The sequence below is a fragment of the Actinoplanes sp. NPDC051513 genome (assembly GCF_044454685.1).
GTDB lineage: Bacteria > Actinomycetota > Actinomycetes > Mycobacteriales > Micromonosporaceae > Actinoplanes.
The window spans coordinates 196,192-214,599 of the sequence record NZ_JBITDW010000003.1 but is presented as its reverse complement, the minus strand read 5'-3'; the positions used below and the strand labels follow the sequence as shown (position 1 = coordinate 214,599).

Genomic DNA, 18,408 nt, shown 5'->3' with positions numbered 1-18,408 from the left:
CTCGCCCTTGCTGCAACTTGAGGAAGGTCGTGAATAACCCTCAGTGATTACCGGTCGAGGACCAACGCCACCTTCTGGAACTCCTTGACGTCGCGGTACCCGCACTTGGCCATCGCCCGTTTGAGACCGCCGAACAGGTTCAGCTGGCCGTCGGGCCGGTCGGCCGGGCCGTACAGCAGCTCCTCCAGCGTCCCGTCCGGCTCGCCGGCGATGCAGAAACCGCCGCGCGGCAGCGACGGGTGGCTCGCCGACGAGTGCCACCAGGCGCCACCGGCCGGCGCGCCCTCGGCCAGCGACAGCGGCTCGCCGAGCATCACCGCGTCGGCGCCGCAGCCGATCGCCTTCGCGATGTCGCCCGATGTGCTGATCCCGCCGTCGGCGATCAGGTGAACGTAGCGGCCGCCGGTCTCGTCCAGGTAGTCGCGGCGGGCGGCCGCGGCGTCGGCGATCGCGGTGGCCATCGGCACCCGGATGCCCAGGACCGTGTCGGTGGTCGACCACTCGTCGGCGCCCACGCCCACGATCACGCCGGCCGCGCCGGTACGCATAAGGTGCAGCGCTGTCTTGTAGTCGGTGCAACCGCCGACGATGACCGGCAGGTCGAGGTCGGCGATGAACTCCTTCAGGTTGAGCGGCTCGTCGGTCACCGAGACGTGCTCGGCGCTGACCAGGGTGCCCTGGATGACCAGCAGGTCGATGCCGGCGTCGAGCACCACCGGGGCGAGCGCGAGCGTGTGCTGCGGCGACACCCGGACGGCGACGGTGACGCCGCCCTCCCGCATCGTCTTGACCCGCTCGGCGATCAGTTCCGGCCTGATCGGCTCGGCGTACACCTCCTGGAGGCGCTTGGTGGCGTCGGCGTCCTCGCCGAGCGACGCCAGCTCCTCCAGGATCTTGGTGGGGTCCTCGTAGCGCGTCCACAGGCCCTCGGCGTTGAGCACGCCCAGGCCGCCGAGGCGGCCCAGGGCGACCGCTGATTCCGGGCTCATCGTGGCGTCGGACGGATGGGCGACGCAGGGAATCTTGAAGGGGTACGCGTCGACGCGCCACTCGGTGGACACGTCATCCACGTCGCGGGTGCGCCGGCTCGGGACGATGGCAATGTCGTCCAGGTGGTAACCGCGCTGAGCGGTCTTGCCGAGACCGATCTCCACGACGTCACGCATCTCTTCAGTCCTTGTTAGCGGGAGTGATAATTCGGAGCTTCGACCGTCATCTGGATGTCGTGCGGGTGGCTCTCCTTCAGACCGGCAGCGGTAATCCTGATGAGCTGGCCACGCTCCTGCAAGTCCGGAATGGTCTCGGCGCCCGCGTAGCCCATGGCCAGCCGCACGCCGCCGACGAGCTGGGCGAGCACCCGCGACAGCGGCCCGCGGTACGGCACCTGGCCCTCGACGCCCTCGGGAACGAGCTTCTCCTCGGGCACGTCGTGCTGGAAGTAGCGATCCTTCGAGTACGACTTCGCCTGGCCGCGGGACTGCATCGCGCCGAGCGAGCCCATGCCGCGGTACTGCTTGTACTGCTTGCCGTTCACGAAGATCAGGTCGCCGGGGCTCTCTTCCGAGCCGGCCAGCAGCCCGCCCAGCATCACGGTCTCGGCCCCGGCCACGAGCGCCTTGGCGATGTCGCCGGAGTACTGGATGCCGCCGTCGGCGATCACCGGGACGCCGGCCGGGCGGCAGGCACGGGTCGCCTCCATCACCGCGGTGATCTGCGGTACGCCGACGCCCGCGACGATGCGCGTCGTGCAGATGGCGCCCGGGCCCACGCCGACCTTCACCGCGTCGGCGCCGGCCGCGACCATGGCCTTGGCGCCCGCGAAGGTCGCGACGTTGCCGCCGACGATATCGGTCACCGTGTCGCGCTTGAGGCGGGCGATCATGTCGAGCACCTGGCGCTGGTGGCCGTGCGACGTGTCCACAATGATCACGTCGACGCCGGCGTCGATCAGGCCGCGGGCCCGCTTGTAGGACTCGTCGCCGACGCCCACCGCGGCCGCGACCCGCAGCCGGCCCTGCTCGTCCTTGGTGGCGAACGGGTACTGCTCGGACTTCGTGAAGTCTTTCACCGTGATCAGGCCGCGGAGCCGGCCGTTCTCGTCGACCAGCGGCAGCTTCTCGACCTTGTGGCGCTGCAGCAGCGCGAGCGCGTCGTCCTTGCTGACGCCGACCGGCGCGGTGATCAGCGGCGACCTGGTCATCACCTCGCGCACCTTGACCCCGTGGTCGGTGACGAAGCGCATGTCGCGGTTGGTCACGATGCCGACCAGCGTGCCGTCGCCGTCCACGACCGGCACGCCGGAGATGCGGTACCGGGCGCAGAGCGCGTCGACCTCGCGCAGGGTGTCGTCGGGGCTGCAGGTCACCGGGTTGGTGATCATGCCGGACTCGGACCGCTTCACCAGGTCGACCTGGGCCGCCTGATCTTCCGGGGAGAGGTTGCGGTGCAGGACGCCGATGCCGCCCTCGCGAGCCATGGCGATCGCCATGCGCGCCTCGGTCACGGTGTCCATCGCCGCGGACAGGACCGGGACGGTGAGCCCGATGTTCCGCGTCAGGCGGGTATTGGTGTTGACCCGGCTCGGCACGATGTCCGATTCGCCGGGCTGGAGCAGCACGTCATCGAAGGTCAGACCGAGTGGAACCGTACGGGCCGAGTCGCTTTCCACGGAGCATCCCTAACTGCCGGAAGACGGATGGTTCATCGTACCCATCCACCTGGTGCGGCCCCGTGCGACGGACAGGACGTGCGGGCCAGCACACATCCGCCCGAGGTGAGTACGGTATGAGGGTGCAGGATGAGCCCATCGACCCGTTCAACGGCGACCCCACCGACCCGGCGGCGGAGCTCGAAGACCTCGGCGACGACGCCGAGGCCGAGCCGCTGACCGAGGCGGAACGGCAGGATGTCCTCGAGGACCTCTCCGACCTGGAGATCTACCAGGCGCTGTTGAGTCCCACGGGCATTCGCGGGCTGGTCATCGAGTGCGAGGACTGCCACGAGCCACACTACTTCGACTGGGACCTGCTGCGGGGAAACCTGCGGCATCTGCTGTCGAGCGGCCGCCCGCGGGTGCACGAGCCGGCGTACGACCCCGACCCTGATCACTATGTGACGTGGGAGTACGCGCGGGGTTACGCCGACGGCGTACACGACACCCTGACAGAAGGAACCGACGACGCTGAGTAGGTTGGCTGAGCTAGCTGGCTCCGCGTCGCTCCGCGGGCAATCGCCCCTTCGGGGCCGATGAGCGGGCAGGCGATTTCCCGGCGCCGCAAACCCCGCGGCGACGACAAATCGACTGCCCGCTCATCGGCGGGGCGATCGCGAATATTCAATCAGGCCACTAGTTCGTCAGGCCACTAGTCCGGCGCGGAAGCCGGCTGCTACCGCGTGTGCGCGGTCGCGGGCGCCCAGCTTGCGGAACAAGCGGCGGGCGTGGGTCTTGACCGTGTCCTCCGAGACGAAGAGCTCGCGCCCGATCTCGGCATTGCTCTTGCCGTCGGCCATCCCCCGCAGCACCTGCAGCTCGCGCTCGGTGAGCGTGAGCCGCCGGCCGGCGGGCGCCGGGTCGGCGACGCCGACCTGGGTCTCGTTGCCCGGCCAGGCCACCATGGGCCGCCCGGTGGCCGGGTCGATCGGCGCGTCGCCACGCTGGGCGGGCACCATCGGCGAGTTGGGCAGCATGGCCGGCACGGCCGCCGCGTTCGGCGCACCCATGCCGAGGCCGTTCTGATAGGCGGCGGCCCGCGCCGCCGGCGAGTTGTTGTTCCGCGCGCCGCCGGCGACCCCCGCCGGCTGCGCGTTCGTTCCGTTGATCGGCATGCCCTGCGGCCGCACCGGCAGCAGGAGAAGCAGCAACGCCTTGGCGACGACGCTGACCAGGTCGTGCTCGACGCCGCGGATGACGCCGCGGGCGCCGGCCGCGACGGCCGCCGCGGCTACCCGCGGATCTTCCGCGCCGAAGAGCACCAACTGCGCCTGCGGGGCGCGGGCGAGGACGCGCCGGGTGAAACCGACGCTGTCGGGACGGGTCACAGCGGTGTCGGCGAGGACCACTTCGGCCGGCCGTTCAGCCAGTCGGATCATGGCCTCGGTCTCGCTGACCGCGGTCCGGACGACGCCGGTCATGCCGAGCCGGGCCGCGGTGGACGCGACGGTCTGGGCCGCCAGCGGGGTACGGACGCACACGAGGACGGTACGCACAGTGATCCTCCTTCTCTCTCAGAGGAGATCACGCGAGGGCCGCAGCATTACGCGCTTTAGATGGAAAAAATGGGAAAGATCGGTATGAGTTGCTCTACCGATGTCATGCGGCTCGTGAAGACATCGAAGATCGGTGTGTGAGCCGGGGATCACCGGGGTAACACCCCGCCAGGCCTGTGCAAGGCCCCTCATGACCGAGGAGGGCGATTGATGTCGAACGTTCGCAGACTGCCCGGGCCCATCGCCGACCTGTGGGACTGGCAGCGACTCGGCCTGTGCCGTGGTCGGGACAGCGCGCAGTTCTTCCACCCCGATGGCGAGCGCGGATCGTCCCGCAACCGCCGCGAGGCCAAGGCCAAGGCCATGTGTGGCGCCTGCCCGGTCCGGGCGGAATGCGCCGCGCACGCCCTTGCGGTTCGCGAGCCGTACGGGGTCTGGGGAGGTTTCAGCGAAGCGGAGCGGCTGCGGCTGCTCGCCGTCGGCTGGGAAGACCTCGCCGACCGTCATCACGGACGCGTCGACCTTGCTCGGCTCGAGGCGCGCCTGGGCCGCCCCCACAAGACTGCCGTGCCGGCGCAGCGGCAGGCCCCGGCGGCCTGAGACCGCCCGGCGCGGGGCATCACCCCCACGACCCGATACCCGGACGGAGGCCGCCGGGTCCGGTTGTACGACGGCTCTTCAACAACCGCATCGGTGGACATGCAACCCACCGTATGAGCGACTTGCGCTCCGAAGCCGCACTGGTAGTGCGGCGTCGGGCCAATGGCACTACCCGACGCTGACCTGCACGGAATGCCATCCTGTCGCCCCGTCGGGTGCCGGAGAGGCCGGCGTGCTCGTCTGTGTGTACCCCGAGTTGTCGGTTGCGCGTACCCGGATCGTGTGCTCTCCCCCGGTCGCCTGCCAGGCGTAGTTCCATTGCCGCCAGGTGTCGCTCGAGACGGTGGCGGCCAGCGTCGCCTCCACCCACGCGTCCCCGTCGATCTGTACCTCGACCTTCTTGATCCCTACGTGCTGCGCCCAGGCCACCCCCGCGATCACCACCGTGCCGGGCGAGCGTTGGGCGCCGTCGTGGGGCGTGTCGATCCGCGACTCGGTCTTGATCGGCGCCTGCTGGGCCCAGCCACGCGGCACCCAGTAAGCGTCGAAATCGGAGAACCGCGACAACTCGATCTCGGTGATCCACTTGCAGGCGCTGACGTAGCCGTACAGGCCGGGCACCACCATCCGCACCGGGAAGCCGTGGTTGACCGGCAGCGGCTCGCCGTTCATCCCGATCGCGAGCAGCGCGTCCCGCCCGTCGCGCAGCGTCGCGGTCGGGCTGCCGCAGGTCCAGCCGTCCACCGACCGCTGCACGACCTGGTCGGCGCCGGGCAGCGGGCCGGCCTCGTCGAGCAGCTCCTTGATCGGCGTGCCGAGCCACAGCGCGTTGCCGATGAGATCGCCGCCGACTTCATTGGACACACAGGCCAGCGTCACGTACCGCTCGATCATCGGTCGTTGCAGCAGCTGCTCCCAGCTGATCGTGATCGGGTTGCGCACCATCCCGTGGATCCGCAACTGCCACGTCGAGGGATCGACCTGCGGCGGATACAGCGCGGTGTCGATCCGGTAGAAGTCTTTGTTGGGCGAGATGTAGGGGGTCGCACCGGGCGCCTGCACCCCGGCGGGCAGCGGCGGCGGGGACTGGCGCGGCGCCGGCAGCACGACCGCCTTGCGCGCCGTGGTGACGGCCTTGCGCGAGGTGAGCAGGCGTCCGGCGACGCCGGAGACAAGAGCGGCGCCGGCCGTGATCCCGAGGGCTTTGAGAAAGCGCCGGCGGCCTTCCGCATTGAATTTTTCGTACGGGTCGGGAGAAGCACCCCGGTTCGGGGCTACGGCGCCGTCGTGGTCCGGGCCGTCTCCCGCCGCCGGGCCGGCGCCAACGGACACGGCCGGCCCCACCCGGCCGACGCCGACCCCCGCCGGGAGCGCCGCCTCGGCCGGTGGTGCCACCGCCAGCTCGGCGCCCGCCAGTTCCAGCAGATAGCGCAGCAGCCAGACCGCCAGGCCGGCGCCGATCAGCGTGGGCAACGCCGCCACGATGCCCGCGTCGTGCCGGGTCAGGGCCGAGGCCACCCCGATCGCCGCGAACAACCCGATCCCGGCCAGGCCGAGCCGCCACCACCGCGCCGCCACCACGCCGAGCCCGAAGGCATAGGCCGCGAGCAGGATCGCCGTCCCGGTGATCAGGGCCGTCTTGTCGTGCACGCCGAAGACCTGCACGCCGAAGTCCTTGACCGCGGGCGGCACGTGATCGACCACCACGCCGCCGACCGCCAGCAGCGGCGCCGACAGCGGCCCGGTCCAGACCGCCACCACCTCCGCGACACCCACGGCCGCGCCCGCGGCCGCCACGCCGGAAAGCCCGGCGCGCACGGAAAGATTCACCCCACCATCCTGCTCCGCGCGGGCCCGGGCGACGACCTCCGTAAGCGGCCGGTAAGAACTACCGCGTCACAGTCCCCGGCCGCCGACGGACCCGGTCAGCGCTGCCCGCGCAGCCGCCGGGTCGAAGCCCGGATGCCGAAACCGCCCGAGATCGCCACCGCGATGAAAAGCACCATCGGGACGGCCAGGTAGACGCGGTCCTCGGTCTCCGTGAACAGCGAGATGAGCATGAGCACACCGACGACGCCGAAGACGATCGTGACCGGCCACAGCACGATCAGGAAGAAGATGTTGACGGCGCGGTGCGCCCCTGTGGCGCCGCCGCTTCCCGCGGCCGGCCGGGACCGCGGCTGCGGCGTCGGGATGTCGTCGGGGTCGCGCGGAGGCTGGAACACCCGCACCGGTCCGGTCGCGGCGTCGATCGCGGCGACCGCCCGGTGACCGTCGGCGAAGAGCGTCGGCTCGGCCCGCACCACGATACCGTCCGCGCCGACCAGCTGCCGGCCGCCGTCCGGCCAGGCCCGGACGATCGAGCAGTCGGCGTAGAGAACGGTCGCGACGCTCTCGGCGTCCACGACGCTGACGCCCTCCGGCGCCACGATCAGGATCTCGCCCTGGCCCTCCAGCGACCGGTGCGCCTGGCCGTGCACGGCCGCCTCGGACCGGCTCGGCGCGGCGGTGAAGCCGAGGTGGCCGGGCCGCGCCGGCGACATGAGCAGCCCGGACTGCCAGGCCATGGCGGCCACCTCGGCCACGTCGGCCGCGGTCACCGCCCGGGACTGCCCGATCACCTGCTCGACGTCCTCGACCTCGCGGCCGACCAGCAGGTTCAGCGCCTGCCCGGGCAACCGGCCGGCGACGCTCTCGGCGTGCCGCAGCTGCTCCTCCCGCTTGTCGAGCACGGCGGTCACGTCGGCCGTGTCGACCCGGCCGGCCCGCAACGTGGCCAGCACGTCGACGAGCGCGCCGAGCACCGCGCCCTCGTTCTCCGGCAGGCCATCGGCGACCGCCGTGACCACCGCGCCGTCGCGCCCGATCGGCTCGTAGTCGGTCTGCGCCATGTACGACAGGCCGGACTCCTGGCGCAGCTCGCGGAACATCATCCGCTCGAGCACGTCGGCGAAGATCGCGGACTTCGCGCCACGCGGAAGCACCGCATCCCAGACGACGATCCCCGGGGGGCCGGGGAAGTAGGCGGGCGTGACCGGCAGCGCCGACGAGGGCGTCGGCGTCGGGTGGCGTACGCCGGACGGCAGGTCGAGAGCCAGCCCGGCCGGCACCGCGTCGCCGGCCACCCAGAGCACGGCGTTCTCCCGGGTGAAGTAGCGGGCCACCCAGGCGCGCAGCTCGTCCGGTGTGAGCGCGGGCAGCCCCCACTCGGGGTAGGCGTGCGTGCCGTAGTCGCGCGCGCCGTGCCGCCACAGCGCCATCGGCTCGGCCACGTTCGTGCCGCGGCCGCCCGCCTCGGCCTGGAGCACGTCCTTCTCGACGGCCAGCCGCTGCATCGGCAGGTCGCGCAGCGCGGCGCAGACGCCGTTGAGGAAGGAGACGATCCTCTCGTCGCCCTGCATGTGGAAGTAGGTGAACTCGACGCCGGTGGCGCCGTTGTAGTGGTAGTCGGTGACGCCCATCGAGTGCAGCGCCAGGTGCTCGATCAGGTGGGTGATGCCGCGGCGGGACAGCGGCTCGTCGGCGAACCCGACCCGGAACGCCAGCCCGGCATGCGTGGGCCCGCTGGTCGGCGCGAGAAGGACCGGCACGCCGCCGACCTCGGTCTGCTTGATCATCGCGAGCCCCCGTTCTCCAGCGCCCACTTGCGGTTCCGGCGGATCCGGTCGCTGACCTCGCCGGCGCCGAAGTAGTGCCACGGGTGCTCGGTGCCGAGGTCGCCGAGCAGGCCGAACGCCGCGGCCGCGGTCTTCGCGTCGTCGAACAGGACGAACAGCATCGCGAACGTGCTGGCCGCCTGGACCCAGCCGTAGTTCCGGCGGAACTCGGCGTGGAAGATCGACCGCTGCGCCGCCTCGTAGACCTCGGCCCGGACCGGCGGGGACTCGAGGTAGCGGGCGTCGGCGCCGTCGTCCAGGTCGAGCCAGTGCTCGATGTGCGCGTCGGCGACCAGCACGCCTTGGACGGCGCCGGGCGGCGCGGCCAGCATCGCCTCGCGGCACCACGGGTGCAGCGTCTCCCAGCTGCCGCTCCATTTCGGGCACAGCCGCTGGAGGTACTGGCTCTGGCCGGGCAGGTGGTGCGGGTCGATCGCGGCCAGCTTCTGGTAGCGGCGGCGGGTCTCGGCCAGGCCCAGCTCGAGGCCGCGGGCCGAGGTCAGCCGCGCGAACCAGAGCGCCGGGTCGGCCGGGTTGCGGGCCACGCCGTCCAGCAACACCGCCTCGGCCCGGCGCAGCCAGTCGTGGAAGCTCTCGAACTGCTCGCTCGACACGTACTGGGCGCGGGCGCCGGACCGGATGTTCCAGCCGATCTTGATCAGGTGCATGCCGAGCATCGCCACGGCCGCCGTGTCGTCCGGGTCGGTGGCCACCACGTACTGCAGGAAGTCCTCGAGGTCGTCGCCCTCGGCGGCAAAGTCGATGAGCATCGAACGGCCCGCCGGCGACGCCGCGTCGAGCACCGCCCGCGCGGCGCTCCAGTCACGGCCCGCGAGGGCGTCGCGGACCTTCGTCACCTCGGGATAGGCGTCCGCTGCATCGAGCAGCACGCGGTCGGGCATGGCCAGGGAGCATAAATGACAGTGATCATTTATGGTGACCCGCTTCCGGGCAGACCCTAGGCGAGGAGCAGCGGGTCCTCGAGGAGGTGCTCGAAGGCGAGCTCCGCGGCGCCGATCAGGGCCGCGTCGTAGCCGAGCTCCGGGGTGCGCAGGCGGATGTGCTCGCGGCAGGCCGGCAGGGCGATGGCGTTCAGGCGGCTGCGGATCTGCGCGGCCGCGACCAGGTAGACGTCCCGGAGGGTGCCGCCGAAGATGACGGCCTCGGGGTTGAAGATGTTCATGAGGTTGCCGACGCCGAAGCCGATCCACTCGCCGACCTGACGCACGGCGAACTGGGCCTGGCTGTCGCCGCGCATGGCGGCGTCGACCACGCCGAGGACCGCCTCGCGGCCGGTCTGGTCGCCGCGGCCGGCGTGCTTGAGCAGCGCGTACTCGCCGATCTCGGTCTCCCAGCAGCCGCGCGAGCCGCAGCTGCACTCACGGCCGTACGGGTTGACGACCATGTGGCCGACCTCGCCGCCGTACCCGCCGTGACCGGCCACGCGCCGGCCGTCGGTGATGATGCCGGCGCCGACGCCGACGTCGCCGTACAGATAGACAACGTTGTCGCAGCCGGCAGCGGCGCCCCGGCTGTGCTCGACCAGGGCGGACACGTCGGCGTGGTTGCCGACCGTGAGCTTGCCGGCGTCGCCGAGCTCGGAACGCAGCGCGGCGCCGACCGGCTCCTCCACCCAGCCGATCGTGGGCGCGAGCCGGACCATGCCGTCCTCGCGCCGGACCATGCCGGCGACCGCCACGCCGGCGCCGACGTAGATGGCGTCGTCGGAGACCGCGGCACGCATCTCGTGGACGAAGCTCGCCAGCGGCTGCACCGCGTCGAGCACCTGCATGCCGCGCGGCCGGTCGGTCTCCCGGCGGTCCAGGATCTGGCCGCCGAGGCCCACCCGGGCCGCGCGCAGGCGGTCGACCTCGATGCTCAGGGCGTACGCGTAGACCTTGGACGACTCGGGCCGGACGACCAGCGACGGTCGCCCGGCCCGGCCGGTATCCCGCGGTGTCGCCTCGCTGACCAGCCCGGCGGTGGTCAGTTCGGCGGTCAGGGCCCCGATGGTGCTGCGGTTGAGGCCGAGCCGGCTGGTGAGCTCGGCCCGGGAGGTCGCGCCGTGCACGTGCACGTACCGCAGCAGGGTCCCGAGGTTGTGCCGGCGAACCTCCTCCTGGCTGGGGCCGGCTCGCATCAGCGTGCCGTCCCCGCGCCCAGGATCTCTCTCATCGGTTTCCGGTAGCTGCCGCCCTGCGTCGCGCGAGGGCGTCGACGCTCGCGGCGACCAGCAGGATCAGACCGGTCACGATGTACTTCGTGCCGGCCGAGTAGCCCAGCAGGCCCATGCCGTTGTCGATGACCGTGATCACCGCGCCACCGATGACGGCGTTGATCGCCTTGCCCTTGCCGCCGAAGAGGCTGGTGCCGCCGATGACGGCCGCGCCGACCGAATACAGCAGGATGTTGCTGCCGCCGGTGTTCGGGTCGACCGAGTTGGCCCGGCTGACGGCCAGAATGCCGCCGATCGAGGCCATGAACGAACAGATCATGAAGACCGAGATGCGGATCCGGTCGACCGGGATACCGGCACGGCGGGCCGCCTCGGTGTTGCCGCCGACCGCGTAGACGTGCCGGCCGTAGGTGGTGCGGCCGAGGACGAACGTCCAGATCACCAGGAACACCGCGATGATCGGTACGACGATCGGGACGCCCTTCACCGAGTTGAGCACCGGGTTGATCGAGCGCTCCTGGGTGAGCACGATGGTCGGGATCACCAGCACGAGGGCGACGCCGGCGATCCGCATCGCCACGATCCCCATCGGGTCGGTGACCAGGCCACGAGCGGCGCGGCTGCGGACCCGGTTGAGCTGCAGCAGCGCGTAACCGACGATCGCGACGATCGTGAGGGCCCAGCTGACCACCGCCGACAGGTTGCTGTTGGCCAGCTTCAGCACGAAGGTGTCGGTGATCGAGATGTTCTTGCCGCCGCCCAGCAGGTACAGCAGGATGCCCTGGAACGCGAGGAACGCGGCGAGGGTCACGACGAACGACGGGATCCCCAGCTTGGCCACCATGAAGCCGAGCACGAAGCCGATCACGATGCCGGTGACCATGGCCGCGGGGATGGCGCCGTACCACGGCCAGCCGTGGTTGGTCAGCAGGATCGCCATGATCGCGCCACAGACGCCGGAGGCGAAGCCAGCGGAGAGGTCGATCTCGCCCAGCAGCAGGACGAAGACCAGACCCATCGCGATGAAGATGTACTGAGCGCCCTGCGAGAACAGATTCGCGAAGTTGAGCGAGCTGAAGAACGTGTCGCGCGCGACGCCGAAGATCAGGCTGAGAATGATCAGGCCGATGACGGCGGGAAGGCTGCCGAGGTCGCCGCCGCGGACCCGGCCCCAGTAGTCGTGGAAGAAGCCCGCGACGGTCGGCTTGACGACCTTGACGCCGCCGGCGGTGGTGGTCGTTGCGGTCACTGGTCGCCTCCGGGCGTGATGTCGACGACGTCGCCGTTGAACTCGGACGGCTTCTCCGGGGGAAGGCCGATGTTGCCGCTACGGCCCGCGGTGATCAGCTCCACGATCTGGGAGTGGGTCACGTCGGTGGCCTTGACCTGGGCGGCCAGCCGGCCGAGGTAGAGCGCCGCGATCCGGTCGGACACCGCGAAGACGTCGTTCATGTTGTGCGAGATCAGCACGACCCCGAGGCCGTTGTCCGCGAGGCGGCGGACCAGCTCCAGCACCTGGGCGGTCTGCGCGACGCCGAGCGCGGCGGTCGGCTCGTCGAGGATCACGACGCGGCTGTTCCAGAGCACCGCCTTGGCGATCGCCACGGTCTGCCGCTGGCCACCGGAGAGGCTGGCCACGAGCTGCCGCAGCGACTTCACCGTGCGGACCGAGAGGCTCGCGAGCGTGTCGCCGGCCATCTGCTCCATGGTCGGCTCGTCGAGGATGATGCCGCGCTTCTTCTCCCGGCCGAGGAACATGTTCTGGACGATGTCCAGGTTGTCGCAGAGAGCGAGGTCCTGGTAAACGACCTCGATGCCCAGCGCGGATGCGTCGCGCGGGCTGTGGATCGCCACCGGGTTGCCCTCGAAGGTGATCGTGCCCGAGTCGATCGTGTAGATGCCGCTGACGCACTTGACCAGCGTCGACTTACCGGCGCCGTTGTCGCCGACGAGAGCCGTGACCTCGCCGGGGTAGACGCTCAGACCGACGTCATGCAGGACCTGAACAGGACCGAAGCTCTTGTCGATCCCGCTGAGCTCCAGGAGGGGTGTCGCGGCCACGGTGGTTCTCCTTCGCTTAGTGACCGGTTTCGTCGTCGTGGCTCCGCCACAGGCGAGAAGGGAGGGGGGTGTGACCCAACTCCGGCGCCGCCCACGCCCCGATGGCCGGGGGTGAGCGGCGCCGTCGTCAGTCGTTCGGGACTAGCCCGTCACAACTCGGGTCAGCTGATGCCCGCGTCCGTGCAAGCCTTCGCAAAGTCAGCGGTGCAGAGCTCCGCCTTGGTGACGAAGCCGTCGTTGACGACGTCCTTCACGTTGTCCTTGGTGATCGACTGCGGGACCAGCAGCACCGAGGCGACGTCCTTCTTGGACTCCGGGTCGTTGACCTTGCCGGTGGCCGAGGTCGGCTTCTGGCCCTTGGCGATCGCGATGGCGAGCTCGGAGGCCGCGTCGGCCTCCTTCTTGATCGCCTTGTAGACCGTCATGCACTGGTCGCCCACGAGGATGTTCTGCAGACCCTGAACGGTAGCGTCCTGGCCGGTGACCGGGACCTGGCCGTTGAGCTTGTTCTTCTTCAGAACCGAGATGACCGCGTTGCCGAGGCCGTCGTTCGCCGCGAGGACACCCTTGATGTCCTTGTTCTGGGTCAGCATCTGCTCGAAGATCGTGCCGCCCTGGGCGTTGTCCCAGTCCGGAACGGCCTGGTTCGGGCCCTTGGTCAGGGTGCCGTCGGTGTACAGCGGGTTGAGCACCGAGTCGTAGCCCTGGGCGAACAGGGTGGCGTTGTTGTCGGTCGGGGAGCCGTTGAGCTCGGCGACGACCGGCTTGGTCAAGTTCTTGGCCTTGAGGCAGTCGACCAGGCCCTGGCCCTGCAGCTCGCCGACCTTCACGTTGTCGAACGACACGTAGTAGTCCGCGCCACCGTTCAGGGTGAGACGGTCGTAGTCGATCGTCGCGATACCGGCGGCCTTGGCCTTGTCCAGCACGGCCTTGCCGGTGCCGGAGTCCAGGTTGACGATGATGAGGACCTTGACGCCGCTCGAGATCATGCCGTCGGCGATGGTCTGGAACTGGGTCTTGTCACCCTGCGCGTTCTGGATGTCGGCCTGCACGCCGGCCGCCTTGAAGGCGTCCGTCAGGTATTTGAAATCCGCGGTCGCCCATCGGGCCGAGCTCTTGGTGTCGGGGAGGATGACACCAACCTTGCCAGTACTCGAGCCGCTGCTGCTGCCGGAGTCGCCGCTGCTGTCGTCGCCACAGGCAGCGATGCTGCCGGTGGCCAGCAGGCCGACCGTGGCAAGGGCGAACAGTCCCTTACGCATTCCTTGTGTCCTTTCGGGTAATCCGGGCCTTCGATCGGATTCGATGGTGTGCGCTGCGGGAGTGTCGCTCCCCGAGACGCCGAATGATCAGGAGCTAGTTTGTTGTGCCCGGCAACGTATTCCCGTTGCGGCCCGTCGCACAAGCGGTGCGCCCCGGCGATCTCGTAACCCGGCATAACAATCCGGCAACACAGCGGTGATACGGGGATTCCGGACCCGGCGAGGGCCGGGAACCGGTTCCGGACGATCGCTTGAGGTCGCTCACCTTGTGACGCTAAGTCACGCCCGTGCCCGATCTCGCCCGATCTCTGGAGAAAGATCCCCCCAGTCAGTAACGTTGTCGTAACGGCCTGCCCGCCGACGGGGCTTATGTCCGGATAGTGGCGGTAACTGCGTCGGTCAGCCGAATCAGGTCGGCCGGCGCGAGCCCCACCTGGAGGCCGCGGCGGCCCGCCGAGATGAACATCCGGTCAAGGGCGAGCGCCGACGAGTCCACCACCGTTGGCAGCTTCTTGCGCTGGCCGAGCGGGCTGATGCCACCCCGGACGTAACCGCTGCTGCGCTCGGCCGCGGCCCGCTCGGCGAGGACGGCCCGCTTCCCGCCGGCCGCGCCGGCGAGGGCCTTGAGGTCGAGGTCGCCGGTGACCGGCACGACGCCGACGACCAGCCGGCCGTCGACCTCGGCGACGAGCGTCTTGAAGACCCGCTCGGGCCCGATCCCCAGCGCCTGCGCCACGAGCGCGCCGTAGTTGGGCGCCTCCGGGGAGACGTCGTAGGGGTGCAGCGTGTGCTCGATCTGCTGGTCGTTCAGCACGGCGGTCGCCGGGGTTCCGGCCGCGGCCTTCTTTGCCATGGCAAGAAAGTACTCGTCCCGCCTTCGGGCCGCCCGTGTGATTTTTGCCCTTTTGCCCGGCTGTACCTGCCCATCCGCTCGTGCGTGGTGTGCCTCAGACCGGTCGGCAGAGCAGCGCGGTCGGGGCGCCGGCCACCCGGGTCAGCACCAGCGAGGCCGCCTCCGGTCCGGACAGCCGCAGGTCACGACGAAGTTGATCAGGCTCGAGGGCGGAGCCGCGCTTGCGGATCTCGAGGCGGCCGACGCCGCGCTCCCGCAGCAGGGCCCGCAGCCGTTTCAAAGAGAAATGCACCACATCCGTTATCTCCAGCCGCCGGCCGAAGGGGGTCTCGGCGGGCTCGTCGGCGTAGACGTAGGCGATGTCCGGATCGGCGAGCCGGCCGCCGATCGAGGCCGCGAACTCGGCCACCAGATGCGAGCGCACGACGGCAGGGTCCGGGTCGAAGACGTACGCCCCGACGGGACCGACCGGCGCCCGCACCTCACCGCTGCCGGTCAGCTCGGCGCCCCCGGGGAGCAGCGTGGCGCGGCGCGGGGCAGCGGCGAGCGGGCCGCACCAGAAGGCGGCCTCGACCAGGTCGCCGTCGACGCTCACCCACTCACCCTCGGCGCCCGGCGGCAGGAGGGCGTGGTCGATGCCGGGGGCCAGCTTCAGCACCGTGCACGGCACGCGGCCGGCGAGCGCGGCGACGAAGTCCCACGGCGGCGAGTAGGAGCGGGGGTCGAACACGCGGCCGCGGCCGGCACGCCGGCGGGCTGGATCGGCGAAGACCGCGTCGTAGTCCTCGACCCGGACCGTCGTGGCGTCCGCGCAGTCGACCTCGACCCGGTCGTCGAGGCCCAGGGCAGCCACGTTCGCGGCGGCGATCGCGGCGGTCAGCGGATCGGCCTCCACGGCGTACACGTCAATGCCGGCACTTGCCGCCGCCATTGCATCGGAGCCCAGCCCGCACCCCAGATCGGCCATGCTCCTGACCCCGGCCGCCGCGAGGCGCGCCGCGCGGCGATCCGCCACCACCGCTCGCGTCGCCTGCTCGAGCCCGGGCCGGGTGAAGAACATCCGGGCGGCCCGTTCCCCGAACTTGGCGGTCGCCCTCCGGCGCAGCTCCACCTGAGTCAGCGCCGCGGCGGCCAGCTCCGGAGCGAAGCCCCTCGACCGCAGCGCCGAGGCCGCCGCCAGTGGGTCGCCATGATCAACGGCGGCCGCGGTGGCCAGGGCGTTCACCCCTTCGGGGGTACGGAGGCGGGCCAGGAGGTCAGGAGTCACGAAGGCATTCTCCCCGGCGTGACGACACTGGCACTCTGGTTGACGGAGTGCTAGTTCCGGCATAACCTCGCGATTAGCACTCTCAACATGAGGGTGCCAACCGAAAGCCCTCACGGGCCGACGGTCAGGCACCAGGCGGACCGGCACCCGCGACGACGGCCCCGCCCGGTGGCATGAGGCATGAGACCGGCCTGGTTCATGGCCGGCAAACCTGTACCCAGGAGGGTATGCCCGTGACTACCGCGACCAAGGTTGCGATCAAGCCGCTCGAGGACCGCATCGTGGTCCAGGCGAACGAGGCTGAGACCACCACGGCGTCGGGCATCGTGATCCCCGACACTGCCAAGGAGAAGCCGCAGGAGGGCACCGTCCTCGCCGTCGGCCCGGGCCGCATCGACGACAAGGGCAACCGCGTCCCGATCGACGTCCAGGTGGGCGACACGGTCCTCTACTCGAAGTACGGCGGCACCGAGGTCAAGTACGCCGGCGAGGAGTACCTGGTGCTCTCCGCCCGCGATGTCCTCGCGGTCATCGAGAAGTGACCTACTGACAGTGCTTGCCGCCCTGGCCCGGGCTTCCGGGCCAGGGCGGTGGCGCGCGAAGGGACCTATACATGGCGAAGATTCTCAGCTTCTCTGACGACGCCCGGCACCTGCTGGAGCACGGCGTCAACACGCTCGCCGACACGGTCAAGGTCACCCTCGGCCCGCGCGGCCGCAACGTCGTCCTCGACAAGAAGTTCGGCGCGCCCACGATCACCAACGACGGCGTCACCATCGCCAAGGAGATCGAGCTCTCCGACCCGTACCAGAACCTCGGCGCCCAGCTGGTCAAGGAGGTGGCGACGAAGACCAACGACGTCGCCGGCGACGGGACCACCACGGCGACGGTGCTCGCCCAGGCGCTGGTCCGCGAGGGCCTGCGCAACGTGACCGCCGGCGCCAACCCGCTCGGCCTCAAGCGCGGCATGGACCTGGCGGCCGAGGCCGTCTCCAAGGCGCTGCTGGCCAAGGCGGTCGAGGTCGACGACCACAAGGCGATCGCCAACGTCGCCACCATCTCGGCGCAGGACGCCACCATCGGCGAGCTGATCGCCGAGGCGATGGACCGCGTCGGCCGCGACGGTGTCATCACCGTCGAGGAGGGCTCGGCGATGCTGACCGAGCTCGAGGTCACCGAGGGTCTCCAGTTCGACAAGGGCTTCATCTCGCCGAACTTCGTGACCGACGCCGAGTCGCAGGAGGCCGTCCTCGAGGACGCGTTCATCCTGATCACCACGCAGAAGATCTCCAGCATCGAGGAGCTGCTCCCGCTGCTCGAGAAGGTGCTGCAGACCGGCAAGCCGCTGCTGATCATCGCGGAGGACGTCGAGGGCCAGGCCCTGTCCACCCTGGTGGTCAACGCGATCCGCAAGACCGTCAAGGTCGCCGCGGTGAAGGCGCCCGGCTTCGGCGACCGTCGCAAGGCGATGCTGCAGGACATGGCGATCGCCACCGGCGGCGAGCTGATCGCGCCCGAGCTCGGCTACAAGCTCGACCAGGTCACCCTCGACATGCTGGGCAGCGCCCGGCGCATCGTGGTCGACAAGGAGAACACCACCATCGTCGATGGTGGCGGCAAGACGTCCGAAGTCACCGACCGGGTCGCGCAGATCCGCAAGGAGATCGAGGCGTCCGACTCCGACTGGGACAAGGAGAAGCTCGCCGAGCGTCTGGCCAAGCTCTCCGGTGGCATCGCGGTGATCAAGGTCGGCGCGGTCACCGAGGTCGAGATGAAGGAGCGCAAGCACCGCATCGAGGACGCCATCGCGGCGACCCGGGCGGCCGTCGAGGAGGGCACCGTCCCCGGTGGCGGCGCCGCCCTCGCGCAGATCGTCTCCGAGCTCGACGGCAACCTCGGCCTGACCGGCGAGGAGGCGATCGGCGTCGGCATCGTGCGCAAGGCGCTCGTCGAGCCGCTCCGCTGGATCGCACAGAACGCCGGCCACGATGGCTACGTCGTGGTGGGCAAGGTCGCCGAGCTGGGTTGGGGCCACGGCCTCAACGCGGCCACCGACGAGTACGTCGACCTCGCCGCATCCGGCATCATCGACCCGGTCAAGGTGACCCGCAACGCGGTCTCCAACGCCGTGTCGATCGCCGGCCTGTTGCTGACCACGGAAGGCCTCGTGGTCGAGAAGCCGGCCGAGCCGGAGTCGGCCGGCGGCGGCCACGGTCACAGCCACGGTGGCCACGGCCACCAGCACGGTCCGGGCTTCTGATCGGGTCAGCTGTTCCACCGAAAGGGCGCGCCGGACGGCGCGCCCTTTCGCTTTGCTCCCGGCTCCT

General features: G+C 70.4%; 16 protein-coding genes. 4 read left to right on the top strand and 12 right to left on the bottom strand.

Annotated features, from left to right (window positions below):
• Nucleotides 1-47: 47 nt before the first annotated feature.
• Together ACIA5D_RS11025 and guaB are read right to left on the bottom strand one after the other, a co-directional pair.
• The gene (locus ACIA5D_RS11025; RefSeq protein WP_396029696.1) at nt 48-1,166 is read right to left on the bottom strand and encodes a GuaB3 family IMP dehydrogenase-related protein; all 1,119 of its coding nucleotides are present in this window, start codon (nt 1,164-1,166) and stop codon (nt 48-50) included.
• 14 nt (nt 1,167-1,180) lie between these two features.
• Nucleotides 1,181-2,668 (bottom strand): IMP dehydrogenase, encoded by a 1,488-nt coding sequence (gene guaB / locus ACIA5D_RS11020; protein ID WP_396029695.1) that lies wholly within the window; start codon nt 2,666-2,668, stop codon nt 1,181-1,183.
• Nucleotides 2,669-2,790: 122 nt separating this feature from the next.
• Between guaB and ACIA5D_RS11015 the strand changes: the two genes are divergently transcribed.
• Entirely contained in the window at nt 2,791-3,189 is a 399-nt protein-coding gene (locus ACIA5D_RS11015; protein WP_396029694.1) for a DUF5319 domain-containing protein, read from the top strand.
• 165 nt (nt 3,190-3,354) lie between these two features.
• On the opposite strand, the gene ACIA5D_RS11010 is transcribed toward ACIA5D_RS11015, so the two are convergent.
• The gene (locus tag ACIA5D_RS11010; protein WP_396029693.1) at nt 3,355-4,206 is read right to left on the bottom strand and encodes a response regulator transcription factor; all 852 of its coding nucleotides are present in this window, start codon (nt 4,204-4,206) and stop codon (nt 3,355-3,357) included.
• 210 nt (nt 4,207-4,416) lie between these two features.
• On the opposite strand from ACIA5D_RS11010, the gene ACIA5D_RS11005 reads away from it, so the two are divergent.
• Nucleotides 4,417-4,806, top strand: coding sequence for a WhiB family transcriptional regulator (locus ACIA5D_RS11005; RefSeq protein WP_396029692.1), 390 nt, complete (start codon nt 4,417-4,419; stop codon nt 4,804-4,806).
• 168 nt (nt 4,807-4,974) lie between these two features.
• Here ACIA5D_RS11005 and ACIA5D_RS11000 read toward each other — a convergent pair whose 3' ends face one another.
• From ACIA5D_RS11000 to ACIA5D_RS10960, 9 genes are all read right to left on the bottom strand, one after another.
• On the bottom strand, nt 4,975-6,636 hold the full coding sequence (locus ACIA5D_RS11000) for a molybdopterin-dependent oxidoreductase (protein ID WP_396029691.1): 1,662 nt from the start codon (nt 6,634-6,636) through the stop codon (nt 4,975-4,977).
• 95 nt (nt 6,637-6,731) lie between these two features.
• On the bottom strand, nt 6,732-8,423 hold the full coding sequence (locus ACIA5D_RS10995) for a M16 family metallopeptidase (protein WP_396029690.1): 1,692 nt from the start codon (nt 8,421-8,423) through the stop codon (nt 6,732-6,734).
• On the bottom strand, nt 8,420-9,364 hold the full coding sequence (locus ACIA5D_RS10990; RefSeq protein ID WP_396029689.1) for a hypothetical protein: 945 nt from the start codon (nt 9,362-9,364) through the stop codon (nt 8,420-8,422). The genes ACIA5D_RS10995 and ACIA5D_RS10990 overlap by 4 nt, the downstream gene beginning before the upstream one ends.
• Nucleotides 9,365-9,420: 56 nt before the next feature.
• A complete protein-coding gene (locus ACIA5D_RS10985) occupies nt 9,421-10,602 on the bottom strand; it encodes an ROK family protein (protein ID WP_396029688.1) in 1,182 nt (393 codons plus the stop codon).
• Nucleotides 10,603-10,633: 31 nt separating this feature from the next.
• Nucleotides 10,634-11,887, bottom strand: a complete 1,254-nt coding sequence (locus ACIA5D_RS10980; RefSeq protein ID WP_396029687.1) for a sugar ABC transporter permease — start codon at nt 11,885-11,887, stop codon at nt 10,634-10,636.
• Complete coding sequence (locus ACIA5D_RS10975; RefSeq protein WP_396029686.1) at nt 11,884-12,699, bottom strand: ATP-binding cassette domain-containing protein; 816 nt, start codon at nt 12,697-12,699, stop codon at nt 11,884-11,886. Before ACIA5D_RS10975 ends, ACIA5D_RS10980 begins: the two co-directional genes overlap by 4 nt.
• Nucleotides 12,700-12,860: 161 nt before the next feature.
• Entirely contained in the window at nt 12,861-13,961 is a 1,101-nt protein-coding gene (locus tag ACIA5D_RS10970) for a sugar ABC transporter substrate-binding protein (protein WP_396029685.1), read from the bottom strand.
• Between the two features lie 367 nt (nt 13,962-14,328).
• The gene (ybaK, locus tag ACIA5D_RS10965; RefSeq protein WP_396029684.1) at nt 14,329-14,814 is read right to left on the bottom strand and encodes a Cys-tRNA(Pro) deacylase; all 486 of its coding nucleotides are present in this window, start codon (nt 14,812-14,814) and stop codon (nt 14,329-14,331) included.
• Nucleotides 14,815-14,908: 94 nt separating this feature from the next.
• Nucleotides 14,909-16,081 carry a methyltransferase domain-containing protein gene (locus ACIA5D_RS10960; RefSeq protein WP_396029683.1) on the bottom strand — a complete coding sequence of 391 codons (1,173 nt, stop codon included), beginning with the start codon at nt 16,079-16,081 and terminating at the stop codon, nt 14,909-14,911.
• 227 nt (nt 16,082-16,308) lie between these two features.
• Here ACIA5D_RS10960 and groES point away from each other — a divergent pair, with 227 nt between their 5' ends.
• Both groES and groL read left to right on the top strand, forming a co-directional pair.
• On the top strand, nt 16,309-16,623 hold the full coding sequence (gene groES, locus ACIA5D_RS10955) for a co-chaperone GroES (RefSeq protein ID WP_084297906.1): 315 nt from the start codon (nt 16,309-16,311) through the stop codon (nt 16,621-16,623).
• 71 nt (nt 16,624-16,694) lie between these two features.
• Complete coding sequence (gene groL, locus ACIA5D_RS10950) at nt 16,695-18,341, top strand: chaperonin GroEL (RefSeq protein ID WP_396029682.1); 1,647 nt, start codon at nt 16,695-16,697, stop codon at nt 18,339-18,341.
• The last annotated feature ends 67 nt before the right edge of the window (nt 18,342-18,408 follow it).

Coding starts and splice junctions, on each gene's coding strand:
- ACIA5D_RS11025 (WP_396029696.1), bottom strand. CDS start 1,166: ATGCGTGACGTCGTGGAGATCGGTCTCGGCAAGACCGCTCAGCGCGGT.
- ACIA5D_RS11005 (WP_396029692.1), top strand. CDS start 4,417: ATGTCGAACGTTCGCAGACTGCCCGGGCCCATCGCCGACCTGTGGGAC.
- ACIA5D_RS10995 (WP_396029690.1), bottom strand. CDS start 8,423: ATGATCAAGCAGACCGAGGTCGGCGGCGTGCCGGTCCTTCTCGCGCCG.
- ACIA5D_RS10990 (WP_396029689.1), bottom strand. CDS start 9,364: ATGCCCGACCGCGTGCTGCTCGATGCAGCGGACGCCTATCCCGAGGTG.
- ACIA5D_RS10985 (WP_396029688.1), bottom strand. CDS start 10,602: ATGCGAGCCGGCCCCAGCCAGGAGGAGGTTCGCCGGCACAACCTCGGG.
- ACIA5D_RS10970 (WP_396029685.1), bottom strand. CDS start 13,961: ATGCGTAAGGGACTGTTCGCCCTTGCCACGGTCGGCCTGCTGGCCACC.
- ybaK (WP_396029684.1), bottom strand. CDS start 14,814: ATGGCAAAGAAGGCCGCGGCCGGAACCCCGGCGACCGCCGTGCTGAAC.
- groES (WP_084297906.1), top strand. CDS start 16,309: ATGCCCGTGACTACCGCGACCAAGGTTGCGATCAAGCCGCTCGAGGAC.
- groL (WP_396029682.1), top strand. CDS start 16,695: ATGGCGAAGATTCTCAGCTTCTCTGACGACGCCCGGCACCTGCTGGAG.